The 26,548-nt window shown below is 68.6% G+C and carries 26 protein-coding genes and 1 tRNA gene; 11 read left to right on the top strand and 16 right to left on the bottom strand.

Translation table 11 applies throughout. The features are described 5' to 3' along the window. Positions 1-69: 69 nt before the first annotated feature. The 6 genes from rbfA to lpxK all read left to right on the top strand — a co-directional run bounded on the left by rbfA (position 70) and on the right by lpxK (position 5,817). Positions 70-465 carry a 30S ribosome-binding factor RbfA gene (gene rbfA, locus MAA8898_RS07475; protein ID WP_094020357.1) on the top strand — a complete coding sequence of 132 codons (396 nt, stop codon included), beginning with the start codon at positions 70-72 and terminating at the stop codon, positions 463-465. Between the two features lie 4 nt (positions 466-469). Beyond that, on the top strand, positions 470-1,222 hold the full coding sequence (locus MAA8898_RS07470; protein ID WP_094020356.1) for a phosphodiester glycosidase family protein: 753 nt from the start codon (positions 470-472) through the stop codon (positions 1,220-1,222). 102 nt (positions 1,223-1,324) lie between these two features. Further along, entirely contained in the window at positions 1,325-2,668 is a 1,344-nt protein-coding gene (locus MAA8898_RS07465; protein ID WP_094020355.1) for a TldD/PmbA family protein, read from the top strand. Then, positions 2,655-3,428 (top strand): 3'(2'),5'-bisphosphate nucleotidase CysQ, encoded by a 774-nt coding sequence (locus tag MAA8898_RS07460; protein WP_094020354.1) that lies wholly within the window; start codon positions 2,655-2,657, stop codon positions 3,426-3,428. The genes MAA8898_RS07465 and MAA8898_RS07460 overlap by 14 nt, the downstream gene beginning before the upstream one ends. Positions 3,429-3,607: 179 nt before the next feature. Further along, positions 3,608-4,816 carry a 3-deoxy-D-manno-octulosonic acid transferase gene (locus tag MAA8898_RS07455; RefSeq protein ID WP_245853274.1) on the top strand — a complete coding sequence of 403 codons (1,209 nt, stop codon included), beginning with the start codon at positions 3,608-3,610 and terminating at the stop codon, positions 4,814-4,816. Next, entirely contained in the window at positions 4,816-5,817 is a 1,002-nt protein-coding gene (gene lpxK, locus MAA8898_RS07450; RefSeq protein WP_094020353.1) for a tetraacyldisaccharide 4'-kinase, read from the top strand. Before MAA8898_RS07455 ends, lpxK begins: the two co-directional genes overlap by 1 nt. Before the next feature lie 78 nt (positions 5,818-5,895). On the opposite strand, the gene MAA8898_RS07445 is transcribed toward lpxK, so the two are convergent. Beyond that, a complete protein-coding gene (locus MAA8898_RS07445; protein WP_094020352.1) occupies positions 5,896-6,771 on the bottom strand; it encodes an N-formylglutamate amidohydrolase in 876 nt (291 codons plus the stop codon). A gap of 150 nt (positions 6,772-6,921) precedes the next feature. On the opposite strand from MAA8898_RS07445, the gene MAA8898_RS07440 reads away from it, so the two are divergent. Both MAA8898_RS07440 and ykgO read left to right on the top strand, forming a co-directional pair. After that, positions 6,922-6,996, top strand: a tRNA-Val gene (locus MAA8898_RS07440). A gap of 99 nt (positions 6,997-7,095) precedes the next feature. Continuing rightward, the gene (gene ykgO / locus MAA8898_RS07435) at positions 7,096-7,221 is read left to right on the top strand and encodes a type B 50S ribosomal protein L36 (protein ID WP_005859170.1); all 126 of its coding nucleotides are present in this window, start codon (positions 7,096-7,098) and stop codon (positions 7,219-7,221) included. Positions 7,222-7,386: 165 nt separating this feature from the next. Here ykgO and MAA8898_RS07430 read toward each other — a convergent pair whose 3' ends face one another. Then, a complete protein-coding gene (locus MAA8898_RS07430; protein ID WP_094020351.1) occupies positions 7,387-9,066 on the bottom strand; it encodes a peptidoglycan-binding domain-containing protein in 1,680 nt (559 codons plus the stop codon). A 149-nt stretch (positions 9,067-9,215) separates the two neighbouring features. Continuing rightward, the gene (locus MAA8898_RS07425) at positions 9,216-10,388 is read right to left on the bottom strand and encodes a phenylacetate--CoA ligase family protein (RefSeq protein ID WP_094020350.1); all 1,173 of its coding nucleotides are present in this window, start codon (positions 10,386-10,388) and stop codon (positions 9,216-9,218) included. A gap of 91 nt (positions 10,389-10,479) precedes the next feature. On the opposite strand from MAA8898_RS07425, the gene MAA8898_RS07420 reads away from it, so the two are divergent. Continuing rightward, a complete protein-coding gene (locus tag MAA8898_RS07420) occupies positions 10,480-11,298 on the top strand; it encodes a hypothetical protein (RefSeq protein WP_094020349.1) in 819 nt (272 codons plus the stop codon). A gap of 52 nt (positions 11,299-11,350) precedes the next feature. Here the strand turns inward: MAA8898_RS07420 and MAA8898_RS07415 are convergent, their stop codons facing one another. From MAA8898_RS07415 to MAA8898_RS07375, 9 genes are all read right to left on the bottom strand, one after another. Then, on the bottom strand, positions 11,351-11,746 hold the full coding sequence (locus MAA8898_RS07415) for a cupin domain-containing protein (protein WP_094020348.1): 396 nt from the start codon (positions 11,744-11,746) through the stop codon (positions 11,351-11,353). A 63-nt stretch (positions 11,747-11,809) separates the two neighbouring features. Then, positions 11,810-12,634 (bottom strand): ABC transporter ATP-binding protein, encoded by an 825-nt coding sequence (locus tag MAA8898_RS07410; RefSeq protein ID WP_094020454.1) that lies wholly within the window; start codon positions 12,632-12,634, stop codon positions 11,810-11,812. Positions 12,635-12,740: 106 nt separating this feature from the next. Further along, a complete protein-coding gene (locus MAA8898_RS07405) occupies positions 12,741-14,039 on the bottom strand; it encodes an ABC transporter substrate-binding protein (RefSeq protein WP_094020347.1) in 1,299 nt (432 codons plus the stop codon). Positions 14,040-14,147: 108 nt separating this feature from the next. Further along, a complete protein-coding gene (locus tag MAA8898_RS07400) occupies positions 14,148-15,224 on the bottom strand; it encodes a branched-chain amino acid ABC transporter permease (protein WP_094020346.1) in 1,077 nt (358 codons plus the stop codon). Positions 15,225-15,234: 10 nt separating this feature from the next. Beyond that, entirely contained in the window at positions 15,235-15,573 is a 339-nt protein-coding gene (locus tag MAA8898_RS07395; RefSeq protein ID WP_094020345.1) for a hypothetical protein, read from the bottom strand. Beyond that, positions 15,566-15,814 carry a hypothetical protein gene (locus tag MAA8898_RS07390; protein ID WP_094020344.1) on the bottom strand — a complete coding sequence of 83 codons (249 nt, stop codon included), beginning with the start codon at positions 15,812-15,814 and terminating at the stop codon, positions 15,566-15,568. The genes MAA8898_RS07395 and MAA8898_RS07390 overlap by 8 nt, the downstream gene beginning before the upstream one ends. Before the next feature lie 133 nt (positions 15,815-15,947). Beyond that, on the bottom strand, positions 15,948-16,865 hold the full coding sequence (locus tag MAA8898_RS07385) for a branched-chain amino acid ABC transporter permease (RefSeq protein ID WP_094020453.1): 918 nt from the start codon (positions 16,863-16,865) through the stop codon (positions 15,948-15,950). Positions 16,866-16,994: 129 nt separating this feature from the next. Next, the gene (locus MAA8898_RS07380) at positions 16,995-17,807 is read right to left on the bottom strand and encodes an ABC transporter ATP-binding protein (RefSeq protein WP_094020343.1); all 813 of its coding nucleotides are present in this window, start codon (positions 17,805-17,807) and stop codon (positions 16,995-16,997) included. Between the two features lie 373 nt (positions 17,808-18,180). Next, positions 18,181-20,145: an AMP-binding protein gene (locus tag MAA8898_RS07375; RefSeq protein ID WP_094020342.1), complete on the bottom strand. Its 1,965-nt coding sequence runs from the start codon at positions 20,143-20,145 to the stop codon at positions 18,181-18,183. Positions 20,146-20,529: 384 nt separating this feature from the next. Here MAA8898_RS07375 and MAA8898_RS07370 point away from each other — a divergent pair, with 384 nt between their 5' ends. After that, a complete protein-coding gene (locus MAA8898_RS07370; protein WP_094020341.1) occupies positions 20,530-22,443 on the top strand; it encodes a PAS-domain containing protein in 1,914 nt (637 codons plus the stop codon). After that, the gene (locus tag MAA8898_RS07365; protein WP_094020340.1) at positions 22,440-23,138 is read left to right on the top strand and encodes a response regulator transcription factor; all 699 of its coding nucleotides are present in this window, start codon (positions 22,440-22,442) and stop codon (positions 23,136-23,138) included. The genes MAA8898_RS07370 and MAA8898_RS07365 overlap by 4 nt, the downstream gene beginning before the upstream one ends. A gap of 38 nt (positions 23,139-23,176) precedes the next feature. On the opposite strand, the gene MAA8898_RS07360 is transcribed toward MAA8898_RS07365, so the two are convergent. The 4 genes from MAA8898_RS07360 to MAA8898_RS07345 form a co-directional block, all read right to left on the bottom strand. Further along, the gene (locus MAA8898_RS07360) at positions 23,177-24,094 is read right to left on the bottom strand and encodes an HNH endonuclease (protein WP_094020339.1); all 918 of its coding nucleotides are present in this window, start codon (positions 24,092-24,094) and stop codon (positions 23,177-23,179) included. A 67-nt stretch (positions 24,095-24,161) separates the two neighbouring features. Beyond that, entirely contained in the window at positions 24,162-24,803 is a 642-nt protein-coding gene (locus tag MAA8898_RS07355) for an alternative oxidase (protein WP_094020338.1), read from the bottom strand. Between the two features lie 138 nt (positions 24,804-24,941). Continuing rightward, positions 24,942-25,127: a hypothetical protein gene (locus MAA8898_RS07350; RefSeq protein WP_094020337.1), complete on the bottom strand. Its 186-nt coding sequence runs from the start codon at positions 25,125-25,127 to the stop codon at positions 24,942-24,944. A gap of 68 nt (positions 25,128-25,195) precedes the next feature. Then, complete coding sequence (locus tag MAA8898_RS07345; protein ID WP_094020336.1) at positions 25,196-26,398, bottom strand: hydantoinase/carbamoylase family amidase; 1,203 nt, start codon at positions 26,396-26,398, stop codon at positions 25,196-25,198. Positions 26,399-26,548 lie beyond the last annotated feature (150 nt).

Genomic DNA, 26,548 nt, shown 5'->3' with positions numbered 1-26,548 from the left:
CTTCACAAGGGATTGCACGCCCTTCCGCAGCGCTTGGCAAAGTGCTGCGGCGGGCTTAAGTCTGGTTCCATGGCACGCAACAGATTCCAGGAGGGCTCCGGCCCCAGCCAACGCCAGCTCCGGGTGGCCGAGCTGATACGGCGCACCCTCTCCGAGGTGCTCCAGCGCGGCGACATCCACGACCCCGAACTCAACCGCCTCTCGATCACGGTGGGCGAGGTGCGGGTTTCGCCCGATCTCAAGATCGCCACGGCCTACGTCGTGCCGCTGGGCGGACAGCATGCGGACGACATGTTCGCCCTGCTCGACCGCAACAAGGGCGAGCTGCGCCGCGCCGTGTCGCAGGGCCTCACGCTGAAATACGCGCCCGAGCTGCGGTTCCGGCTGGACCAGACCTTTGACAACCTCGACGAGACCCGCCGCCTGTTCGCCGACGAGGCGGTGCGCCGCGATATCGAAGACTGAGCCGATGCGCCGTCTCGCTGCCCTCCTTGCCGTCGCGCTCGCGGCCATCGCCGGTCCGGCGCAGGAGGCCCGCGCGGTCAGCTGCCGCGACACCAGCTTTGAAGGCAAATCCTACACCCTCTGCGAGGTCGACGCCGCGATAGAGGACCTGCGCCTGTTCCGCGCCGACGCGGACGGCACCCCCTATGGCCAGTTCACCACGCTGAAATCGGCGCTGGACGCGCAGGGCCGGCAGCTGGTCTTTGCCATGAACGCCGGCATGTACCACCAGGACCGCGCCCCCGTGGGCTACTACCTCGAGGACGGGCGCGAGGAGATGCGCGTGCTCTCCGGCCCGTCGCGCGGCAACTTCGGGCTGCTGCCCAACGGCATCTTCTGCATCGGTGACGGCTGGGCGCGGGTGGTCGAGACGCGCGCCTACCTGTCCAGCCCGCCGCAGTGCCGCCATGCCACGCAGTCGGGTCCGATGCTGGTGATCGACGGCGCGCTGCACCCGCGTTTCCTGCCTGACAGCACCTCGCGCTACGTGCGCAACGGGGTCGGCACCTCGGCCGACGGGCGGCGCGCGGTCTTTGTCATCTCGCAGGACATCGTCACCTTTCACGAATTCGGCCGCTTCTTCCGCGACGTGCTGAAGCTGCCCAATGCGCTGTTCCTGGATGGCAACATCTCGCGGCTCTATGCGCCACAGATCGGGCGGGCCGACCTTGGCCGCCGCATGGGGCCGATCGTGGCGGTGACCGAACCGGCGCGCTGACCCCGTCCCGGGCCCCTCCCCGCCCCCCCGTTGCAACGTCCCGGCCTTGCCTCCACGCGCGCGGCGTCTTACCTCGGGGGAAATCCAGACCCCGAGGTGCCCATGTCCGATACGCCCGCCACGCTTGCCGCCGCCCTGATCGACGCCGCCCGCAGCGCGGGGGCCGATACGGCGGATGCCCTCGCGGTGGCGGCCACGTCGCTGTCGATCGACGTGCGCGGCGGGCGACTGGAACAGGCCGAACGCTCCGAGGACCGCGACCTCAGCCTGCGGGTCTTTGTCGGCCAGCGCATGGCGTCGATCTCCGGTTCGGACATCCGCCCCGAGGCGATGGCCGAAATGGCCGCCCGCGCCGTCGCCATGGCGCGCGAGGCGCCCGAGGACCCCTGGATCGGCCTCGCCGACCCGGCGCAGCTGGCCACCAACCGCGACGCCGGTCCGCTGCAACTGCACGACCCCGCGCCCGAACCCAGCCCGACCGAGCTGGAGGAAGACGCCCGCCGCGCCGAGGCCGAGGCGCTGCGCCACCCCGGCATCACCCGCATCGACAGCGCCGCCGCGCAGTACGGCGCGCAGGACATCGCCTTTGCCGCGACCAACGGCTTTGAAGGCAGCTACCGCCGCACCGCGCGCAGCCTCTACTGCGTCGCCATCGCCGGCGAAGGGCTGAAGATGGAGCGGGATTACGACGGCGATTCGCGCGTCTTCCAGTCCGAGTTGCGCAGCGCCGAGGACATCGGCGCCACCGCCGCCGCCCGCGCGCTGGAGCGGCTGAGCCCGCGCAAGCCGAAAACCGGCGCCTACCCGGTGCTGTTCGACGAACGGATTTCCTCGTCGCTGATCGGCCACCTGGTGGCCGCCGCCAACGGCGCGCAGGTGGCGCGCGGCCAGTCCTGGCTGCGCGACAGCCTGGGCCAGCAGGTTCTGCCCGAGGGCCTCAGCCTGATCGAAGACCCGCACCGCCCGCGCATCTCCGGCTCGCGCCCCTTCGATGCCGAGGGCTTGCCGACGCGCCGCCGCGCCGTGATCGACAAGGGCGTGCTGACCGGCTGGACGCTGGACCTGGCCAACGCGCGCAAGCTGGGGATGCAGAGCACCGCCAACGCGGCGCACGGCGGCGGCTCGGTCTCGCCCACCGCCTGGAACCTGGAGCTGACCCAGGGCACGCACACGCGCGCCGACCTGATGCGCGAAATGGGCAGCGGGCTGCTGGTCACCTCGATGATCGGTGCCACGATCAACCCCAACACCGGCGACTATTCGCGCGGGGCGGCGGGCTTCTGGATCGAGAACGGGCAGATCGCCTACCCCGTCTCCGGCGTCACCGTCGCGGGCAACCTGCGGCAGATGCTGCGCACGATCGTGCCCGCCAACGATGCCCGCCCCTGGCTCAGCCGGGTCGTGCCCTCGCTGCTGGTTGAGGGGCTGACCCTTGCCGGTGAATGACCTCGCGCTGCTGATCGACGCCGCGCGGCAGGCCGGAGAGATCGCCACCGGCTATGTCGGCGGCGCGCTGGACGTGCAGCTGAAAAGCCATGACGCCAGCCCCGTCACCGTCGCCGACCTGGCGGTGAACGACCGCCTGCACCAGGTGCTGCGCGGCGCCCGGCCCGATTACGGCTGGCTGAGCGAGGAAAGCCCGGACGCCCCCGCCCGCCTCTCGGCCCGCCGCGTCTTCATCATCGACCCGATCGACGGCACCCGCGCCTTCATCGAGGGTTCGCGCAGCTGGGCGCACGCGCTGGCGGTGGTCGAAAACGGCACGGTGATCGCCTCCGTCGTCTACCTGCCGATGATGGACAAGCTCTATTCCGCCAGCCTCGGCGGCGGCGCGCGGCTGAACGGGCAGGCCATCGCCGCCCGCGTCACCCCCCGCCCCGAGGACGCCGATGTGCTGGCCACCCGCCCCAGCCTCGAGGCCAGCCACTGGCCGGGCGGCGCGCCGCCGGTCAAGCGCAGCTACCGCCCCTCGCTGGCCTACCGCCAGAGCTTGGTGGCCGAAGGGCGCTATGACGCCATGTTCACCTTTCGCCCGACCTGGGAATGGGACATCGCCGCCGGGGCCCTGCTGCTGACCGAGGCCGGCGCCCGCATCACCGACGGGCATGGCGCCACGCTGCGCTTCAACGCCCCGGTGCCGCAGGCAGCCGGCATGCTGGCCGCCAATCCGCAACTGCACGCCGCCCTGCTGGACCGGCGGGCCTGAGCGCCACACCCCCGCCGCCTTGACCGGACCCGACGATTCGCTAGGGTCCACGCAGCCCGCAACCGGCGACGGCCCGAAGGACTATGCCCGATGTGCCCTCCGCTTTCCCCCCGTGACCCTGCATCCCGGCCGCCTGGCGCGACCTCGGGCCAGGCGCGTTGCGGTGAGGGCCGCCCGCGGTGACGCGGCGGGCACTCAGCCTGTCGGCCTACATGACCTTCGCCCGCAGCGCGACGGCGCCGGGCCCTGCCCCGGTCTGGCCGGAGCGACCCCAGGGCCCGCTGGTCTGGGGCTTTGCCGGAGACAGCGAACGCGGCCGCGCCATGGCCAGCCTGGGCAGCCGCCTGCTGTCGCAGCGCCCGAGGACGCAGGTCTGGCTGAGCGGCCGCATCCCGGAACGCCCCGGCCTGACCCAGGTCCCCTTGCCGCGCGACATGGCCGCCGACGATCTGCGCGCGGCGCGGCGCTTTCGCCCGGACATCGCGCTCTGGACCGGGCACACCCTGCGCCCCGGCCTGCTGTCGGCCCTGTCCGAGGGCGGCAGCCACATGATCGCGCTCGACCTGGACGATGCCCCTTTCACCACCGAGGCGCCGCGCTGGCTGCCCGATCCCACCCCGGCGACGCTGGCGCTGTTCGACAGCCTCTACACCACCGGCCCCGCCGCCAGCCGGCGGGTGCGGCGGCTGGGGGTCGAGTCCGCGCGTGTCCACGACGCGACGCCCTTTCTCGACACCGAGGCGCCGCTGGATTGCGCCATCAGTCTGCACGAGGAAATGGCCGGGATCCTCGCCGGCAGGCCTGTCTGGCTTGCCGCGCGGCTGTGTCCCGAAGAGGCGCGCGACGTGCTGATGGCGCACCGCCAGGCCAGCCGCCTTGCGCACCGGCTGCTGCTGGTCGTTGTGCCCGCCGATGCCCGGGCCGCCGAACAGATCGTGCCGCTGGTGGCCAATGCCCAGATGCGCGTCTGCGACTGGGACGCGGGCGAAACGCCGGATGAAAACACCCAGGTCCTGCTGACCCGCAGCCCCGAGGAACTGGGGCTGTGGTATCGCCTCGCCCCGCTGGCCTTTCTCGGCGGCTCGCTGGCGCCCGGCACCGGCGGCGGGACAGACCCGTTCGAGGCCGCCTCGCTGGGCACCGCCGTGCTCTATGGCCCGAACGTCGGCAACCATCTCGAAGCCTATTCGCGGCTGGTGGCGGCCGGGGCCGCGCGCATCGTGCGCGACGCCGATTCGCTGGGCGCGGCGGTGTCGCACCTGGTGGCCCCGGACCAGGCCGCGGCGATGGCCCACGCCGGCTGGGACGTGATCTCCTCCGGGGCGCGGCTGGTGGACCGTCTGCTGGCCGAGATCATGGACATCCTCGATCAGCGGAGCGCCGCCTGATGCGCCCGCCCGCCTTCTGGCAGACCCCACCCGAGGCACCCGCCTGGCAGGCCCGGCTGCTGGCCCCGCTGGCGGCGCTGACCGCGCGCGCCACCGCCCGCCGCACCGCCCGCCCGCCGCGCATCCGTCCGCGTGTGCCGGTGATCTGCGTCGGCAACGTCAACGCCGGCGGCACGGGCAAGACACCGACGGTGATCGCCCTGGTCCAGCGCCTGCTGGGCCAGGGCCTGACGCCGCATGTCGTGTCGCGCGGCTACGGCGGGCGCCTGGCGGGCCCGGTGCAGGTCGACCCGCTGCGCCACAGCGCCGAAGATACCGGCGACGAACCCCTGCTGCTCGCCGCCTTCTGCCCGGTCTGGGTCGCCAAGGACCGTGCCGAAGGTGCCTGCGCCGCCGAAGCGGCCGGCGCCGGGGTGCTGATCCTCGACGACGGCTTGCAGAACCCCGACGTGGCCAAGGATCTCACGCTGGTCTGCGTCGACGCGGTGGCGGGCTTCGGCAATGGCCGCTGCCTGCCCGCCGGGCCGCTGCGCGAACCCGTCGCCGCCGGGCTGGCCCGCGCCGACCTCCTGCTGTCGATCGGCCCCGCCCCGGCGCAGCAGCGCTTTGCCGAGACATGGGCCGCGCAGATTGCCCTGCCGCACCTGACCGGCGCGCTGGAGCCGCTTCAGACCGGGATGGAGTGGGAGGGCCTGCGCGCGCTGGCCTTTGCCGGGATCGGCCACCCGGAAAAGTTCTTTGCCACCCTGCGCGGCCTCGGCGCCGACATCCGCCGCGCCGAGGCGCTGGACGACCACCAGCCCTTTACCCCCGCGCTGGTCACCCGCCTGCTGCGCGAATCGCAGCTGTTGGGGGCGCAGCTGGTCACCACCGAAAAGGACGCCGTGCGCCTGCCCGCCAGCCTGCGCAGCGAGGTGCTGACCCTGCCCGTGCGGTTGCAGATCGACGATCCCGCCCCGCTGGACGCGGCACTCGACAGGGTGCTGGCGGGCGCGCGCTGAGACGGGGCCGGTCCGCGCGTCGGACGGCGCGGCACGGGTGGGTGGGTGGGGTGACGCGGCGGACGGCGCGGACCGGCCCTATTCGGCCGCCAGCTGCACCTGTCCAGACGATCCCCCCGACGATCCCAGCGTGACCAGCTCGGCCACCACCTTGCGCAGCATCAGGCGCATGTTCTGGAAATTGGCGTTCGGGCGGATGCTGGTCTCGTCCATGTACAGCGCGCGGTCGATCTCGATCTGGATCGCGTGCTGGCGGCGCGAGGGGCGGCCGTAATGCTGCGTGGTAAAGGCCCCGGCAAAGGGTGCGTTGCGCGCCACCACAAACCCCGCGTCGGCAAAGGCCGCCTCGACCCGCTCGACGATCTCGGCCGAGGCCGAGGCGCCGAACCGGTCGCCGATCACCACCTCGGGCCGCCGCGCGCTGTTGCGCACCGTGCCGTCCAGCGCCTCGTGCGGCATCGAATGGCAGTCGATCAGGATCGTCTCGCCGAACTGCGCGCGTGCCTCGTTCAGCAACCCCTGCAACCGCGCGTGGTAGGGCCGCCAGACCTCGGCGATTCGCCGGTCCGCCTCGATCCGCGACAGCTTGCCGCGATAGATCGCGCGGCCGTTGGCCACGACGCGCGGCACCACGCCCAGGCCGCTGGCCACCCGCGGGTTGTGCCCGGATCGGCGCAGCCCCTCGATCAGCGCCGGGTCCAGTTCATCCTCGGCCCGGTTGAGATCGACAAAGCTTCGCGGTGCCCCGGCCCGCAGCAGCGGCGCGCCGAACTGCGGCGCGCAATCGAACAGCCGGTCGACATAGGCATCCTCGGAACTGCGGATGGTGTGTTCGTCCAGCACCGTGGTGCGCAGAAAGGACCAGGGGTAGTCGCGCCCCGAATGCGGCGAGGCAAAGACAACGCAGGATGTGCGTTCCTCGGGCATGTGAAGGTGGAAGGGCGTGTCGGTCATCCGTGCTCCGTTTCGCTCCAAGATAGACCGATTCATGCGGCCGCCAAAAGCCCTTGATCCCCGTCAAGAAGCCATTTATAGACCCCCCACCAGCGCGATCCTCCCATGTATCCGGGCCACCGGGCAAGGGGGGCAAGCGGCGGACACTACGGGTGATTAGCTCAGCGGTAGAGCACTTCGTTGACATCGAAGGGGTCACTGGTTCGATCCCAGTATCGCCCACCATGAATTCATCGCCCGGAGATCCGGGGGGCTTGCCTCTCGGACTTTCGGGTTTTGGCCGCAACCAAAGGCGCTCGCGCGCCGCGACGAAAGGGGACGATCATGAAGGTCGCAAACTCTCTCCGCTCGCTCAAGAATCGCCATCGCGACTGCCGCGTTGTGCGCCGCAAGGGCCGCGTCTATGTGATCAACAAGACGCAGCGGAAGTTCAAGGCGCGCCAGGGCTGACCCCGGCATCGCCTGGCACCGCTTCGGCGGACCGCAAGATCGAATGAACCCCGCAGGCATCGCCGGCGGGGTTTTTTCATGCGCTCCGTTGGACGGCGGGCGGGGCAACCGGCAGGGCGACGGGCGCAGCCCTGAGCGGCGCCCGCCAACCCCCGGCCCCCGGCCTCAGTTGCCGCCGCGGATGCTGTCGGCCAGCAGCCGCACGACCGTCTGTTCGTCCATGTAGCCGGACACCCGCAGCCCGCGCGATTCCTGGTACTTCCGCAGCGCCGTCCGCGTGTTCGCGTCAAAGATACCGTCCACCTTGCCCGGGTTCAGTCCCAACTGGTCCAGCCGGTGCTCCGCCAGCTGCCGCGCCACGAAGTTCAGGTTCATCGCCTGTTCCTCGTCGCGCGCCGCCAGCGCGTTGCGCACCTTTTCGGCATCCTGCTGCAACTCGGCGATGCGCTGGTCCGCCTCGGCCCGGAACGCGCCGGTGGGCCATTTCTCGAGGTAGTCGCGGTAGGCCCCCACGGTGTTGGTCTGCGCCGCCTGCGCCCAGTCGCGCCGGTCCTGCCCCGCCGCCTGGTCCGCGCGCTGGTCGTCGATGCGTTTCAGCACCGCCTTGGCCTCGGCCGCAAAGCGGCCGTCGGGATAGGTCTTGAGGTAGTCGCGGAACCCGGCCTCGTCGCCGCGGCTCTCGACCCGACGCCAGAATTCCAGTTCCTCGCGGTCGCGGGCCTCCTGCTTGCGCCTGGCCTCGTCCTCCAGCTCGGCCGCGCGGCGCGCCGCCTGGACCTGCAACCGCGCGATCTGGTCGTTGCTCAGGTAGCTCGACACCGGCAGCCCCGCCGCCTCCTGCCAGTTGCGAATCGCCCCGCGCGTGCCGTTGCCGAACACGCCGTCGATACCGCGCGTGTCAAAGCCCAGGATGGTCAGCGCGCGCTGGATGGCGCGGCGCTGGTCGCGGTCCAGCTCCAGCGCCTCCTCGGCGCGCCGCTCGGCGTAGAAGGGTTCGGAGTCCAGCGCGCTCAGCCGCTGTCGCGCGGCGTTCACATGCGCGCCGTCGGGAAAGCCGTCCAGGTAGGTGCGGTAGCCATCGGCCGAATCGGCCTGCTGCGCCAGCCGCCAGGCCGCGTCGTCCGAGGCGCGCGAGGCCACCGGATCGGGCAGCGGCGGCTCGGCCGCGCCGGCCGGCGGCGCCACGTCCTCAGCCCGCACGATCACCTGCGTCGGCGGCGCGTAGCCTTCGACCGTCAGCTCGTATTCGATCGCCGCGCGGCGGACAAAGCGCCCGGTCCGCGCCATGTCGCGCACCGCGTAGCGCGCCACGTCCACCGCCGGGCCGCGCAGCACCGTCACCCCCTGCGGGATGTCCAGCACGCCCAGCCCCGGCGACAGAAAGCTGCCCAGCGCCGGTTCGGTCGCCGTCTCGCCCAGGATCAAAAAGGCACGCCCCTGGTAGGCCGCCAGCACCGTCAGCGCCGCGTCCAGCGGAAAGCCGTTCAGCAGCACGTCGATCTCGTCGACCTGCCCCGCCCCGTCGACCGGCAACAGGTAACTGCCGGTGTCGGAATGCACAAAGGCCCCGGTGAGCACGATCACCACCGGCCCGCCGTCGTCGTCCAGCAGTTCGCCGAATTCCCCGAAGGCGCGGCGCATCTCCTCGGCCGAGGCATCCTGCGCCAGCGCCACGTCAAAGCCGCGCTCGTACAACGCCTGCGCCGCCGCGCCCACGCGCTGCGCCCCGAACAGCGTCTGCACCGCCGAGTACCGGCTGTTGCCGATCACCAGCGCATCGCCCGAGGCCTGCGCCGTCGTCGCCCCCAGGACCACCCCCAACAGGGCCAGTGCCGCACCTCGCATCCGCAGTCCTCCGCTCATCTGCACGGGGCAAAGCCTACCCTCCCCCGCCCACAGGGCAAGCCATCCGCCACGGCGACGGCGGCAAAGGCCCGCTGCCACCGCCACTTTCGCGCGGAAACATGCCGATGCGACAGGGGTTTGGCCCCCGGTCAGTCGTATTTGCGCTGATCCTCGATCACCAGCCCGTCCCGCGGCAAGGCGCCGGGCGCGACCAGCTCGACCTTGCCTTTCAGCTTCAGCACCTCGGCCACGCTGCCCTCGTAGCGCGCCGGATCCTGCGCTTCGGTCTCGATTCGCACGGTCAACACGTCCATCTCGCCCTCGCGGGTGGCCACCACGCGGGCGCGGGCGATCTCGGCGTGTTTCGCCACCAGCTGCGCCACCTGCTCGGGGCGCACGAACATGCCCTTGATCTTGGTGGTCTGGTCGGCGCGGCCCATCCAGCCCTTGATCCGGCTGTTGGTGCGGCCGCAGGGGCTGGTCCCCGGCAGCACGGCACTGAGGTCGCCGGTGGCAAAGCGGATCAGCGGGTAGTCGGGGTTCAGCGTGGTCACCACCACCTCGCCCACCTCGCCCTCGGGCACCGGGTCGCCGGTGCCGGGCGTGACGATCTCGACGATGACATGCTCGTCCAGGATCATCCCCTCCATCGCGTCGCTTTCGTAGGCGATGATGCCCAGGTCGGCGGTGGCATAACATTGCAGGCAGCGGATGCCGTGATCGGCGTAGTACTGGCGCAACGACGGAAACAGCGCGCCGGCGCCCACCGCCGCCCGGGTGATCTTCAGCGCCAGGCCCATCTCGTCGGCCTTTTCCAGGATCACCTTCAGGTAATCCGGCGTCCCGGCATAGGCGGTCACGCCCACGTCATGCGCCGCGCGCGCCTGAAGCTCGGTCTGGCCGGTGCCGGCCGGCAGCACCGCCGCCCCCACCGCCCGCGCGCCGGACTCAAAGATCATCCCCGCCGGCGTCAGGTGGTAGCCGAAACAGTTCTGCACGATGTCGCCGTGGCCGATGCCGCAGGCATTCAGGAACCGCCCCATCCGCCACCAGTCGTGGCTGATGCCGCCCGGCTCGTAGATCGGCCCGGGGCTCTGGAACACATGGGCCAGGTTCGACACCGGCAGCCCGCCGAACGGCGGCTGCGCCGCCTGCCGCGCCACCAGCTCGGACTTGCGCAGCACCGGCAGCGCCGCCAGCCCCGCCAGCGTCTCCAGCGGCGCCATCCCGTGGCGCGCCAGCTGATCGTTCAGTGCCGCCAGTTGCGCCGCCTCGCGGGCGTCCCGGCTGCGCGTCTCAAGCTCGTCGAAATAGGCGCTCATCCGCACTCCCCATCGATATTTGATCTGAAACAAGGTATCCTGACGCGTTCCGGCGCAGGGTGTCCGCACCCCGGAAAGAGGAGGATGGCCCGTGCCCAAGCGTTATGACAGCCGCATCCGTTTCGATGACGAAACGCAGGTGATGGAGGTGGATTTCTCCGACTTCACCTTTGACAATTCGGCCACCGTCAACCGGTTCTACGACCGGCTCGAAGAGCGCATCGCCGAAACCGGCGAGGAACTGTGGTTCTTCCTCATCAACCTCAACGGCACGCGCATCGACAGTTCGGCCTGGGTCGCCTACGCCCGGCGCGGCCGCGCGCTGAACCTGTCGCATTCCATGGGCTCGGTCCGCTTCGATGCCTCGCCCGAAACCGCCGCCCAGATCCTGCGCGCCGCACAGACCGAGGCGTTTGACCCCAACCTCTTCACCAACCGGGCCGAGGCGCTGATCCGCATCAGCCAGATGCCCAGCAAGCGCCGCACCCGGGTCCAGCATGACCCCAACTACACCCAGGACGACTTTCTGCGCCGCATCTCCTTCGATGCCGAGACGCACATCATGGAGGCCGATTTCTCCTGGTTCACCTTCAACCACTCGCGCGACGTCAACGATTTCTACGACCACATCGAAGCGCGCATCGCCGACACCGGCGAGGACAAGTGGTTCTTTCTCATCAACTACGAGGGCACGCAGATCCTGCCCGCCGCCTGGGTGCAGTACGCCCACCGGGGCAAGCTGCTGAACGTCGCCCATTCGCTGGGCTCGGTGCGCTACGCCCCCGGGTCGGAAACCGAGGCCGACATCCGCCTGCGTGCCGAAAGCCAGGACTTCCGCCCCAACATCCGCAACACCCGCGCCGAGGCGCTGGAGCGCATCGAAGAGATGCGCGCCACGGCACAGGTCTGATCCGGCCCGCGCGCGGTGCGGGCCGGCGGTCTCCGGACCGGCGGTCATGGCATCACTCCACGGGCCAGCTGAACGGTTCGTAGACGCGCACCACGTGGGTGGTCAGCACGACGATGTCCGCTGTCCCGAGGTTGGTATAGGGCCCGTGCCCGTCCCCGGCCGAATGGAACATCACCGTGCCCTCGGCCAGCGTGATCTCCTGCCCGTCGCCGATCCGCAGCTTGCCCCCGGTCAGCACCACCAGGTGCTCGTCGCCGGCATGGGCGTGCCGCTCGATGACGCCGCCGGGCTTGAGCGTGACGCGGGTGATCCGCACCGTCATGTCCGGCGCATCGGTCAGCGGCTCTTCCTGCAACACCTCCCGCACCACCAGGTCCGAGGCCACGGCCGGCATCGCCGCCAGCGCGACGGCGCCGCACAGGCTCAGGGCTTGGGCAAAACGGATCATCTCGTCACTCCTTGTCGTGTCGCCGGCACGGGGTGCGCCGGTCGCTGTCGCTCCGGTCCCGGCTCAGGCCAGCCAGCGCTTGCGGCGGCGGTAGGACCGCACGTCGCGGAACGACTTGCGACCCTCGTCCGACATGCCGAGGTAGAATTCCTTGACGTCCGGGTTCTCGCGCAGCTCGGCCGCGGGCCCCTCCATCACCACGCGCCCGTTCTCCAGGATGTAACCGGAATGGGCGTATTTCAGCGCCACGTTGGTGTTCTGCTCGGCCAGCAGGAACGACACGCCCTCGTTCTCGTTGACCGATTTCACGATCTCGAAGATCTGCTCCACCAGCTGCGGCGCCAGCCCCATGCTGGGCTCGTCCAGCAGCACAGTCTCGGGCCGGCTCATCAGCGCGCGGCCGATCGCCGTCATCTGCTGCTCGCCGCCCGAGGTATAGCCCGCCTGCGACTTGCGCCGCTCCCTGAGGCGGGGGAAATAGCCATAGACCATCTCCAGGTCCGCCAGCACGGCGGCCTTGCCGTCGCGCCGGGTATAGGCGCCGGTCAGCAGGTTTTCCTCCACCGTCAGGTGGCCGAAACAATGCCGCCCCTCCATCACCTGGATCACCCCGCGCTTGACCAGCGCCGCCGGGTCCAGGTCCTGCACCCGCTCGCCCTTGTAATGGATGGTGCCCTTGGTCACCTCGCCGCGCTCGCTGTGCAGCAGGTTCGAGATCGCCTTCAGCGTGGTGGTCTTGCCTGCGCCGTTGCCGCCCAAGAGGGCGGTGATCCCGCCCTTTTTCACACTCAGGCTGACGCCTTTCAGCACGAGGATCACGTGGTTGTAGATCACCTCGATGTTGTTGACCTCCAGCAGCGCGTCGTCGGTCCGTCCTGCATCCAGCATCGCCGTCTTCCCCATCCGCCGGGCGTCTCTACCGCCCCGGGCTTCTTCTTGGTCCAAATACTCGAAAGACCCCGGCGACGCCCGCGCGCCGCCGGGAAGGACGCGCTCAGTTGGTCGCGTCGCAGGCTTCGTTCACCGGCCAGGGCGCGTTGGCGTCGGCGTATTCCTTCGCCTTCTCGGCCGCCAGCGCGCGGTAGCTGTCGACGTTTGCGGTCAGCAGGTCGGAGACCTTGACGAACTTTTCGCCGTCCCATTCCAGCATCCAGCCGCCGGAGTGACCGGTGTGGTTGGCGCAGGAGGTCTTGAACGGCGGCAGCATGCCGGTCAGGCCCAGCTCGTCGATGCGCTCGGCGGTCATGTCGAGGTTCTCGAGGCCCCAGCGCAGCTGCTCGGCGTTGATCTCCGCCGTGCCGTACTGAGCCTGTGCCACGCGGACGGCCTCGGACAGGATCGCCGAGATCACGATGCCGCGCGAGTAGAACACGCCCGAGGACTCGGTCGCGTCGGTCTTGCTCAGGCCGGCGTCGATGACATGGGTCCTGATGTCCTGCATCACCGGTGCATCCGGGTTCGGGAAGGACCAGCTGATCGACTTGTAGCCCTTGCCGTCCGCGCCCACCAGCGCCAGGTCGGCATCATGCCCCGACCACCACACGCCCAGGAAGTTCTCCATCGGGAACTTGGTCTTGACCGCCTCGGTGATGGCGCCGGCGTTCATCGCGCCCCAGCCCCACATCACCACGTAGTCCGGACGCTCGCGGCGGATCTGCAACCACTGCGCCGACTGGTTCTGCATCTCCTTCAGGCCGACCGGGATCGGCACCATGGAAAAGCCCTTTTCGGCCGCCAGCTGTTCCAGCACCGGGATCGGCTCCTTGCCGAACGGGTGGTCGAGGTGCAGAAAGGCGATCTTCTTGCCGTCCAGCGACCCCTGGCTTTCCAGGTACTGGATGATCATGTCGGCGGCATCCCAGTAACCCGCGGGCGTGTTGAACGACCACTGGAAGGTCTTGCCGTCCATCATCGGGCTGAAGCCGTAGCCCGGCGCCAGGATCGGGATCATGTCGACGTTGGTCTTGGGCAGCACCTGAAGGGTGATGCCGGTCGACCACGGCTGGGTCACGATCGCCTTGCCCTTGGTCTTTTCGTAGCACTCCACGCCCTTCTCGGTGGAATAGCCGGTCTCGCATTCCTCGGCGTTGATCATCACGCCGCCGATGCCGCCGTCCCGCTTGTTCAGCATGGTCATGTAGTCGGCCTGGCCGTTCATCAGCGGGATGCCGGTCGCGGCAAAGGGCCCGGTCCGATACGCGAGGTTCGGGGCATAGAGTTCCTGCGCCATCGACGCGCCTGCGGTCAGCGCCGCAAGTGCCCCGGCCAGCGCCAGTTTGGTGAAGTGTTTCATGTCTTTCCTCCCTTGGATTGGCTCAAATCGGTGTCTTGTCTTGTGTCTTGGTCTTCCCGGGCCGCCGCAGGGTGCGTGCTGGCACGCACCTTCCGTCAATACGGGCCGTCAATACGGGAACGGCCAGAGGATCAGCTTCTCCCGCATCAGCCGCCACAGCTGCGCCAGCCCGTGCGGCTCGACGATCAGGAAGAAGATGATCAGGCTGCCCACGATCATGATGTTCAGATGCTCGACCATCGAGGACGAGATCGGCAGGCCCAGCGCATTCGGCAGCAGGTTCAGCACCACCGGCAGCCCGACGATCAGGATCGCGCCCAGGTAGTTGCCCAGGATCGACCCCAGCCCGCCGATGATGGCGATGAACAGGATGCGGAACGACAGCGGGATGTCGAACAGGTTCGGCTCTGCCGCCCCGCGCCACATGAAGACGAACAGCGCCCCCGCCACCCCCACGATGTAGGACGAGATGGCAAAGGCCGTCAGCTTGGACCACATCAGGTTGATGCCGATCAGCTCGGCGGCGATGTCCATGTCGCGCGTCGCCTTCCAGGTCCGGCCCAGGTTGCCGCGCGTCAGGTTGATGCAGAGCATGGTGATCAGCGTCACCACCCCCAGCACCACGAAATACTGCGTCAGGCTGGAGGCCTGCGGCCCGGACACGTAATGCCCCAGGATCTCCAGGTTCGGCACCTGGATCGCGCCCGAGGCATTGTAGTTGTACAGCCAGGCCCATTTCTCGAACAGCCAGACCAGGAAGAACTGCGCCGCCAGCGTCGCGATGGCCAGGTAGAATCCCTTGATCCGCAATGACGGGATACCGAACGCCACCCCCACGCCCGCGCTGAACACGCCCGACAGCAGGATCGCCACGATCGGGTTCATCCAGGGCATGATCGTGATCATCTTGTAGCAGGCATAGGCGCCCACGCCCATGAAGGCCGCCGTGCCCAGGCTCAGCTGCCCGGCATAGCCGGTCAGGATGTTCAGCCCCAGCGCGGCCAGCGAATAGATCAGGATCGGGATCAGCAGCGTCTGAAAGACGAATTCCGACGCCGTGAGCGGAAAGACCACCCAGACAAAGACCAGGATGATCCCCAGCAGAACGGCGTCCTGCCGGACCGGGAACAGCGCCTGGTCCGCCTCGTAGCTGGTCTTGAACTGTCCCGCGGTGCGATAAAGCATCTGTGTTGTCCTACTTCTTGTCCTTCGGTGGCGTCCGGGTGCGCCGGACCGGCGCGGCCGGTCCCCCGATGCCCTCGATGTCGTCGCCGGTGTCTGCCTCGGGGCGCTGTGCGCCGCCCAGGCTCATCATCCGCGCCATGCTCTCCAGCGTGAAGGCCGCGGCGCCCAGGCTCATCGCCATGGCCCCGGCGACGCCGGCGCGCATCATGTGAACGGCCGGTTCCGCCTGCGCCGCCCAGTCGTCCGCGTCGCCCAGCCCGTTGGCGCCGCGGGCCAGGTCGGCCGCGTCTTCGATCGGTTTCGACCGGCCGCGCGGCGACCGGTCCTGCTGTTTCGGTTTCTCAGGCATCCAGTCCCTCGTCCGCATCGTGGCGCGCGCGGCTGCGCGTCGGTTTCGCATACCCCGTGGCCTCGGCGTGCCGGACCAGCCAGAAATAGGCCCACAGCCCCACCGCCGCCCCCGCCGCCGCCAGCAGCAGTGCGACGACCATGCGGCCGCCTGCGTCCGGGTTGGCGGTCAACGCCAGGTAGCCGAAAGCCCAAAAGCCGGACCAGGCCACCACGTTCAGGATTGCGATCAGTTTCGACATCGGTTCCAGTCCTCGTTTCGCCGACTTCCGCAGGGCGGGGGTCTCCCCGCCGCCCCGGTCTCGTTCACTCGGCGTGGCGGGGCAAACCCCGCCCTACCCTTTCCGCGACCGGCCCGGGCAGACCCGGGCCGCGCTACACCCTCTCGATGATGCGCTCTCCGAACAGGCCCTGCGGCCGGAACAGCAGCACGATCAGCGCCAGCACAAAGGCAAACCAGGTCTCGGTGTTGCCGCCCAGCAGGGGCTGACCCCAGTAGATCTCGAACAGCTTTTCCAGGATGCCGATCATCAGCCCGCCGATGATCGCCCCGGTGATGCTTTCCAGCCCGCCCAGCATCAGCACCGGCAGCGCCTTGTAGGCGATCACCTCCAGCGCAAAGCTGACCCCGGCCCGCGCGCCCCAGGCGATGCCCGTGACCAGCGCGATGATCCCGGCGATGAACCAGACCAGCACCCAGATCGTCTGCAACGAGATGCCCACCGACAGCGCCGCCTGGTGATCGTCGCCCAGCGCGCGGATCGCCCGGCCCATCTGGGTGTAGTTCAGGAACGCCAGCAGCGCCGCCACCAGCAGACCCGCCACCACCACCACGGTGATGTCCAGATGCGTCAGGATCAGCAGCCCGCCCCAGGGCTCCAGCACCGTGTCGCCGGTGGGAATGCCCAGTTCCGAGGTGATCATCACCTTGTTCTCGCCGCCAAAGATGATCTCGCCGCCGCCGATCAGGAACAGCGTGATGCCGATGGTCGCCATGAACAGGATGATGTCCGGCTGCCCGACCAGCGGCCGCAGCACCACCCGCTCGATGCTAACCGCCAGCACGAACATCACGCCCAGCGTCAGCAGCACCGCGATCCACGCGGGGATGCCGAAGGAATGCAGCCCCACCAGCGTCAGCGCGGCAAACACCACCATGATGCCCTGGGCAAAGTTGAAGATCCGGCTGGAGCGGAAGATCAGCACGAAGCCCAGCGCGATCAACGCATAGAGGATGCCCGAAACCAGCCCCTCCCACAGCACCTGCAACAGGAAATCCGGCGCCTCGATCATGTCGACGAAGGGCTTGATGAAGATGTTGTTCAGAAAGTCCAAATCAGCACTCCCCTGCCGAAATCCCGAGTTGTACGTTTTGACCCAAAACACAGGTCAAAACGTACCTTTTGTACAAGAGGCCCCGCATCAGTGCGGCACCCCCAGGTAGGCGTCGATCACGTCCTGGTTGCGGCGCACCTCGTCCGGTGTGCCGTCCCCGATCTTCTTGCCGTAGTCCATCACCACCACCCGGTCGGACAGGTCCATGACCACGCCCATGTCGTGCTCGATCAGCGCGATCGTGGTGCCGAACTCGTCGTTCACGTCCAGGATAAAGCGGCTCATGTCCTCTTTTTCCTCGACGTTCATGCCGGCCATCGGCTCGTCCAGCAGCAGGATCGACGGCTCCGCCGCCAGCGCCCGCGCCAGCTCCACCCGCTTTTTCAGACCGTAGGGCAGACGGCCCACCGGGGTCTTGCGGATCGCTTGAATCTCAAGGAAATCAATGACTTTCTCGACGACCTCGCGGTTCGCCATCTCCTCGTTGCGGGCCTTGCCCCACCAGATCGCCTGCGCCGCGATGCTGGCATGCATGTGCGTCAGCCGGCCGGTCATCACGTTGTCCAGCACGGTCATCCCCTCGAACAGCGCGATGTTCTGGAAGGTCCGCGCCACGCCCATCCGCGCCACCTCGTAGGGCTTCATCGGCGGACGCTTGGCCCCCTTGTACCAGACCTCGCCCACGGTCGGCGTGTAGAACCCCGAGATGATGTTCAGCATCGAGGACTTGCCCGCCCCGTTCGGCCCGATGATCGCCCGGATCTCCCCCTCACGGATGTCAAAGGAGATGTCGTTGATCGCCGTAACCCCTCCGAACTTAAGGGTAATGTTCTTCATCTCCATCAGCACGCCGCCGATCTGGCGGCCGTCCGCGGTGACGTATCCCTCGGTGTCTTTCATGCTTTCGCCCTCTGAAGAAGCCAAGACGGTCCAACGTAGAGGCCCCGTTGGCGACCACAAAAGCGCACGCAAACACCTTTTGCCGCACAGGCAACTTGACGGCTTCTACTTGGGAGGCTCGACCACCAAAGGATGATTCGAGCATGGAACACACACAGCTTTCGCTTTTCGTTCACGGGGCTATTAGTGAGTCGCTTCGACGAGGTGAGAAAAGCTCTACGGCATTTGAAGCTGTGTGCGTTCTCAACGGTATTGACCCGGTGTCTGCCCCACTCTGGTGGAAGACCTTGGTACAACAAACGTACCACGAAAAATAGCGCAACGCCCAAGGGATGGTGGGCGGGGCGATCCGCGCAGCGGGAGCGTCCGACCATCATTCCGCCGCCATCGCCTTGGGCGCCACCGGGACCACCTTGGCGTCGCGGATCTCCAGCGTCGCCTTGATCTTGCCCTTGCGGCCGTCCTCGTAGGTCACTTCCGTTTCGGTGTAGATGCTGTCCGACCCGTCGTAGAGCGCCTCCACCAGGTCGGCGAACTTTTCGCCGATGATCTTGCGTCGCACCTTGCGGGTCCGCGTCAGCTCGCCGTCGTCGGCGTCCAACTCCTTGTGAAGAATGAGGAACCTGTGGACTTGGCAGGCCGACAGCATCGAATCCTGCGCCACGCTTTCGTTCACCTCCTCGACGTGCTTTTGCACCATGTCCAGCACCCTGGGGTGCCCGGCCAGCTCCTGATAGGAGGCATAGGCGATATTGTTGCGCTCGGCCCAGTTGCCCACCGCCGTCAGGTCGATGTTGATGAAGGCGCAGCAGCGGTCGCGCCCGGCGCCAAAGACCACCGCCTCCAGGATGTTGGGATAGAACTTCAGCTTGTTCTCGACGTACTTGGGCGCGAACAGCGCGCCATTCGACATCTTGGCCACGTCCTTGGCCCGGTCGATGATCCGCAGATGCCCGGTCTCCGGCTCGATAAAGCCGGCATCCCCGGTCGCCACCCAGCCCTCGGCATCCTTGGTCGAGGCGGTGCTTTCGGGGTTCTTGTAATACTCCACAAAGGTCCCGGGCGAGCGGTAGAAGACCTCGCCGCTCTCGGCGATGCGGATCTCGACACCCGGCGCGGGCACCCCCACGGTGTCCGAGCGCACCTCGCCGTCCGGCTGCACGGTGATGAAGACCGAGGCCTCGGTCTGGCCATACAGCTGCTTGAGGTTGATCCCCAGCGAGCGCCAGAAGTCGAAGATCTCCGGCCCGATCGCCTCGCCGGCGGTATAGGCCACGCGCACCCGGCTCATGCCGGCGCGGTTGCGCACCGGCCCGTAGACCAGCACCTGCCCCAGTGCGTATTTCAGCCGGTCCATCAGCCCGACCGGCTTGCCGTCCAGGATCCTGGGCCCGACCCGGCGGGCATGGGCCATGAAGTGGTCGAACATGCGCTTCTTCAGCTTGCCCGCGTCCTCCATCCGGATCAGCAGCGCGGTGATGCGCTCCTCGAAATAGCGCGGCGGTGCAAAGAAATAGGTCGGCCCGATCTCGTGCAGGTTTTCGTACATCGTGGCGGGTGCTTCGGGGCAGTTCACGCAGAACCCGGTCCAGTAGGCCTGGCCGATCGAAAAGATGAAATCGCCCACCCAGGCCATCGGCAGGTAGGCCAGTACCGAATCCGAGCGCCGCAGGTCGTCGAACTGCGACGAGGCTTTGGCGCTTTCGATGATGTTGCGGTTCGACAGCACCACGCCCTTGGGCTTGCCCGTGGTGCCCGAGGTGTAAAGCATCACGCAGGTGTCGTCATAGCCCAGCGCCTCGCGCCGCCGCTTCAGCTCGGGCAGGAATTCCTCGCGCGCGGCGCGACCCTGGTCCTGAACGTGGCTGTATTGGTGCATCTGGCTGTGGTCGTATTTCCGCAGGCCGCGCGGATCGACATAGATCAGGTGTTCGAACTGGTGCAGGCGGTCCTGCACCTCGATCACCTTGTCGGCCTGCTCCTGGTCGGCGACGATGGCGAAACGCGCGCCGCAGTGGCTCAGCACGTATTCCATCTCTTCGGCCACCGCGTCCTGGTACAGCGGCACCGGCACGGCGCCGACGCTCTGCGCCGCGACCATCGACCAGTAGAGGCTGGGCCGGTTGCGGCCGATGATGGCGATGAAATCGCCGTTGTTCACGCCGAGGTTCAGCAGGCCCAGCGCCAGCGCCTCGATCTCCTGTTCGGTTTCCGCCCAGGTCCAGCTCTGCCAGATCCCCAGTTCCTTTTCACGGTAGGCGGGCGCATCGCCGAACTTTGTGGCGTTGCGGTGCAGAAGTGCCGGGATCGAGCGCAGACCCTCCGCGCCCTCAGCCATATGTGCCAAGTGTCGTCCTCCCCGTGCCGGTCCCCCGACATCCCTTGCGCCCGTCATGGCGGGCCGACCGCTTGTCGCGCGATTCTGACCCCATTTGGACAAGCGGCAGGCTCCGGGTCAACTTTTTCCTGAGCTTTTCCGAATTGTTACGAATTCTAACAAGGCAAATCCCTGCGCCCGGTGCCAGGCGGACATGGGTTTTCTTCCACGGGAAGGATCACCGGCCACCCTTCGTCGCGCTGGACGCAAGGCCCACGCGCGCCGAAGGGATCGCCCGGGGCGCGCGCCCGGGCCGGCACCTGTGCGGCGGCGGGCTTTCCCAGACGACACGGAGTGCGCTACCGTCCCCGCCCAAGGAGGCGCCCACATGCAAAATGCCAGTCGATGACACCCCTTGCCCTGACCCAGGCCGGGCTGAACCTGATCCAGCAGGCGCTGACGATCTACGACAGCGACCTGCGCCTGGCCGTCTGCAACGCGCCCTTTGCCCAGATGTTCGACCTGCCGGCCAATCTCACCACCCCCGGCGCGCGGTTCGAGGACACCATCCGCCACCTTGTCGAACGCGGCGAGTATGGCCCGGTGGACGATCCCGAGACCTTTATCCGCGACCGGGTGCAGACCGCCCGCGCCTTCGAGCCGCACTACATGGAGCGCACCCGCGCCAACGGCCGCACAATCAGCGTCGAGGGCGCGCCGCTGCCGCGGGGCGGCTGGGTCACGGTCTACACCGACATCACCCAGACCCGCGCGCAGGAGCAGCTGTTGCGCACCCGCTCGGAACTGCTGTCCGAAGAGGTGCTGAAACGGTCCGAGGAACTGGCCCGCACCAACCGCCGTCTTGCCGCCACCAACAAGGCGCTGGAAGAGGCGCGCCGCGAGCTGGCCGAGATGGAGGCCCGCACCCGCACCACGACCGAGATGATGCCCGCCCACATCGCCCGCGTCGATGCCGGCGGGCACTACACCTTTTCCAACAACCGGCTGGGCGACGTGATGCCGGGGCGGCCGGCCTCGATCCTCGGGCTGCACATCTCGCAGACGCTGGGGCCGCAAGCCTACGCCAAGGTGCGCCCCTTCCTCGAGACCGCCCAGCAGGGCCGCCAGTCGACCTTTGAATTCACCGACGAGATGTCGTCGCGTCGCATTCGCGGTGTGTTCACCCCGGACCCGCTGGAGCCCGGCGTCTACATCCTGTCGATGGACGTGACCGAGGAAACCCAGGTGCGCGCGGCGCTGCAACAGACCCGGCGGCGCGAGATCGCAGCGCAGCTGACCTCGGGGCTGGCACATGACTTTTCGAACCTGCTGACCATCATCCTGGGGATGCAGTCGAAACTGGCGCGCATGGGCCTGGGACCCGAGGCCGAGCCGTTGATCGCCGCCACGCTCTCGGCGGCGCGGCGCGGCGGCCGGCTGCTGGACCGCATCGCCGACATGACCAGCCAGCGCGGCTGGCAGCCGGTGCCGCTGGCGCTGGCGCCGTTTCTCGACGAATTGCGCACGCTGGCCACGCCCTCGCTGCCCGAGGGCATCGCGCTGGAGATCGCCGTCGCGACGCAGGGCACCGTCCTCGCTGATCCAGGCCTGTTGCAGGACGCGCTGCTGAACCTGATCCTGAACGCCCGCGATGCCTGCGGCGCGCAGGGCCGCATCAGCGTCACCGCGCAGGAAATCCAGGACACCTGGCTACAGATCGCGGTCGAGGACAGCGGCCCCGGCTTTTCGCCCGCCGCGCTGGAACACGGGCTGGCGCCGTTCTTCACCACCAAGGGCGGCGAAGGGTCGGGCCTGGGGCTGGCCATGGTCTACGACATGACCAAGCTGGCCGGCGGGTCGGTCCGGCTGGCCAACACCGGCCACGGCGCGCGCGTCTCGCTGCGCCTGCCGTTGCGCCGCGCCGGGGCGCCCGTCGCCACCGGCCTTGCCCTGCTGGCCGAGGACAGCCCCGACCTGCGCGAGACCATTCGCGGCATGCTGACCGATCTTGGCTACGCGGTGGTCGAGGCCGCCTCGGTCGACGAGGCAGTCAGCCTGGCCGAGGGCCTGCCGGACATCGCGCTGGTGCTGTCGGACATCTCGCTGGAGGGCGACACGCCCGGCCTGGCGCTGGCCCGCCGCCTGCCGGGGGCGCCGTTGCGCTTCATGACCTCGCTGCCCGCCGACCACCCGCTGCACCGCGAGGCGCAGGCGCTGGCCCCCGTCCTGCCCAAGCCGTTCAGCGCCGAGGACCTCGCCGGGTTCCTCGCCATAGGCCCCTTTCCCGCGGACAGCAATTCGGCTACCCCCGCGCCATGACCAGCCCCCTCGTCACCATTCTCGACGACGAACCGGCCATCCGCGAGATGCTGTCCGAAGCGCTGACCGAGGCCGGGTTTCGCACCCTGTCGTTCGGCCGCGCCACCGAATTCGAGGCCGCGCTGCGCCGTGCCACGCCGGATGTCTGCCTGGTCGACCTCGGCTTGCCGGACCGCGACGGGCTGTCGCTGGTGCACCGGCTGGCGCTGGAACAGGGCGCGACGGTGATCATCATCTCGGGGCGCGCGCAGGTGCAGGACCGGGTGACCGGGCTGGAACTGGGCGCCGACGACTACATCATCAAACCGTTCGATCCCGCCGAGGTCGTCGCCCGCATCCGCGCCCGCCTGCGCGGCCCGAAACGCGCCGCGCCCTCGGACACCGCGCGGTTCAACGGCTGGACCGCGCATTTCGACCGCTACGCGCTGGAGGACGAGACCGGGCAGGAAACCCCCTTCAGCCACGCCGAGGGCGAGGTGCTGCGGCTGTTCCTCGAAAGCCCCAAGCGGCTGATTTCGCGCGCCCACATGCAGGAAACCCTGGGCGGGGCGGCGGGAGAGAGCTTTGACCGGGCGATGGATGTACGCATCTCGCGGCTGCGGACAAAGCTGCGCGAGGACCCGAAGAACCCGCGCCTGATCAAGACGATCTACGGCGCGGGCTACATCTTTCTCGGCGACGTGCGCTGGAGCTGAGGGCGCAGGGCGGGGTTCACCCCGGCGCCCGGCGCGCGTCAGCCGGTCATCGGCGGCCCACGGCCAAACACGTTTTCGCGGTGATAGCGCAGGTAATCGGGATGCGGCTGGTCGCGCCGGTCTCTTGGCAGTAGCAGGCGCTGGCGTGGATGAATCAGCCGCCCCACCACTTCGCCGGGCACCTTGTTGTGTGACACGAGGATCGACATGTCCTCCGCTACCGAGATCAGCCCCCGGTCGAACATCCAGTGCAGCGTCCCCGACAGCGCCAGGCCGTTCTGCACGATGTCCGGCCCCTTGTCCCTGACCGGCCGGATGTGCGCCGCCTGCACCTCGGCCCGGCCGCCGCCATTGCGCAGCGACAGGCCCGAAATCGCACAGCGGCCACCATAGGCGCGCTTGACCATCCTCTGGAACGCCGCATCACGATAGGGCCGTTCCGTCAGCAGCCGGACTCGATCCCGCGCCAGCGGCGCCGGGTGGAACGGCACTTGCTCGTCGTCGAACTGCGGCTTCACCTGTCGGGGCAGCGCATCTTCATCCACAATCTCGGTGAGCCCAGCATTCACGATCCGGGCAAATTCCTGCGGGGTCAGCCGCCGCACCGCCGAGGTGTTCAGCCCGCCGGAAAACGGCCTCCCGTCCGGCCCGCCCAGCCGTTCCTCGTAGACCCGCCCGGCGGTATCGACGCGCGCCACAAGGCTTTCGAACTGCAACAGCGACGCCCGGTCCAGGTGGGCAAAGTACCATCCGTCCCGCTCCGGGTCCCCGGTGATGGCCGCGACCCGTTGCACCGCGACATAGCCGAACCGGCCCTTTTTGCCTTCGTAGAACACCACCCAGTCGCCCAGCGTCTCCTCGACCATGCCAAGGTACTGCGCCGGAAAGTTGTAGGCCTCTCCGGGGCGGTCGCGGTAGATCGAGTCCGGGTTCTGGATGAAGACGGCGTTGGCCAAGCGGGGGTCCTCCGGCGCGGACGGTGCCTGGCGGCACCGCCAGCGTCAAGCCGGAGGATGGCCCTGCCTAAAGGTGCTGCCCGTCCCGGATCAGGTCGGCAAAGCCGTGGTTGGTGTCGCGGTGATGCGCCTCGTCGGCGCGCACCTGGATCACCACGTCGCGCAGCCGCGCATACCGTGGCAGGTTCCAGTAATCCAGCGCGATCTTCGGCGCAGGCACGTTCTCGATCCGCCCGGCGTCGATTTCGGCCAGGTACTGGGTGTAGCTGATCACCGCCTCTTCCTCGAGATAGCCGACGATCCGGTGCGCGGTACGCGGCGCCAGCAGGTAGGTGAAGAAGAACACGTTGTAGAAGACCGCCTGCGCCACCATGATCAGCCCCCGCTCCAGCCGCGTCGGCTGGGCGATGTGGATGAAGGTCATCAGGTGCATGCGCTCGTTTTCGGCCTCGTCCAGCAGCTCGCGGATCCAGCCCTGGTCGTCGCGGATGTGCCGCACCGCGCGGAGGTGCTGCAACAGCCCGCCCACCATGCCGGGCACCGCCGCAACGGTTTCCAGCACCACGGCGCGATGGCCATAGCGCTTGGCGAAAAAACGGTCGGCAAAGACCCGCATGATCTTGACGATGCGCAGCGCGATGCGGTCATGCACATCGGTCGGCGCGTGATGAACGTCCAGCGCCACGTCACGCTGAGGCGCGGTGTCCATTTGGGTAAAGTCCTGTCTCTCTTTCATTTTCCAACCTCTGTCAGTCTTGCGACAGAGATAGGATTGAAACATGCGTCTTGGATGCGACATTTGACACCGGGCGCCTGATCCACGCCGCCCGATGCAGGCGCGCCCCGCCTAGGGCCCGGAAAAGGTATAGCCGGCCGTGCCCAGCATCTGCTGCACCCAGGGCAGCACGGAGACGGCCAGCACGCCAACCACCGCCCCGATCCCCAGCCGGATCGGCGCGGCCCCCAGTTTCGGCCCGGCCAGCCCGAGCAGACCACAGACAGAGGCGTAGAAGGCGATCGAGACAGGGTCCATGGCGGTCACTCCTTTGCGCCAGCCTAGCCCACGATGGATCCTCGCGAAACCGTGTTCGCCGCAGGCCCTCAGCCCGCCAGACGCGCCACCGCGCCTGCCAGCACCTTCAGCCCGGTCACAAGATCCGCCTCGGCCATGTCCTCCGCAAAGTCGTGGCTGATCCCGCCGATGGACGGGACGAACAGCATGGCCGACGGCATCAGCCGCGCCATGTTCGACGCGTCGTGCAGCGCGCCCGAGGGCATCTCGCGCCAGTTGCCCGGCGCTTCCGCCTCGGCCGCCTCCCGCAGCGCGGCGCGCAGGCCCGCGTCCATCGCCACGGGCGCGATCCCCAGCATCGGCCCAAAGCCCACCGTCATGCCGCGCGCGGCGGCGACCTCCTGCGCGGTCTCGCGGATCACCGCCTCCATGCGGTCCAGCCGGTCGACCTCGCCGTCGCGCCATTGCATGGAGAACGACACCCGCCCCGGCACGATGGAATGCGCGTTGGGGTGCAGGCTGACATGGCCGATGGTCCAGACCGTTGCCGGGGTCACGATATTGCGCAGCCGGTCGTTCAGCAGGGTGTTGAAGGCCGAGAGCCCCTGGAAGGCGTCCTTGCGCAGCGCCATCGGCGTCGTCCCGGCGTGGTTCTGCTGGCCCTCGTAGGTGATCACCATGTCGCGGATGCCGACGATGGCCTCGACCACGCCGACCGCCTCGCCCGTGCCGTCCAGCACCGGCCCCTGCTCGATGTGCATCTCCAGGAAGCCGGCAAAGCGCGCCGGATCAACCCAATCGCCCAGCCTGTCCCCCATCGCCCCGCGCGCCTGCGCCAGGGTCACGCCCGCCGGATCGGTCAGCCCGTCGACCTGCGCGCGCGGCAGCGCCCCGGACCAGGCCGCGCTGCCCGTGGTCACGCCAAAGCGCCCCTCCTCGTCCTGGAAGGACACGCAGGACACCGGCGGCCCGCCGGCCTCGCGCGCCGCCCGGGCGATCTCAAGCCCCGCGATCACGCCCAGCGCCCCGTCCAGCCAGCCGCCCTCGGGCTGGCTGTCGGAATGCGACCCCACCAGCAGCGAACGCCCCTCGGCAAGGCCGAAGAGCGAGCCCATCGGATCGAACACCGGCTCAAGCCCTGCCGCGCGCATCCGCCCGGCCAGCCAGTCGCGCGCCGCGATATCCGCGTCGGAATAGGCCGGGCGCACCACGCCCTTGCCGACGCCCGATGCGCCAAAGCCGCGCAGGGTATGCAGGTCCGACAAGAACCGCGCTCCATCGACAGGAAGCATCGCCCCCTCCATCTTCGGTCTCATATATCCCGCGGCGCGCGAGGGGCTGGCCCCTCGCCCAGGCCTTGCCACATATCCCCCGCGCCGGCGCAGGGCGACCTGATCCGCACAGGCGGCCCGAGGCAGAGGCCGCAGGCCGGCGCCGAGACA

Origin of the sequence: Antarctobacter aquimaris (genome assembly GCF_900184945.1) — a bacterium.
Taxonomy (GTDB): domain Bacteria; phylum Pseudomonadota; class Alphaproteobacteria; order Rhodobacterales; family Rhodobacteraceae; genus Maliponia; species Maliponia aquimaris.
The sequence above is the reverse complement of the archived record's forward strand: the minus strand, read 5'-3'. Positions and strand labels throughout refer to the sequence as shown.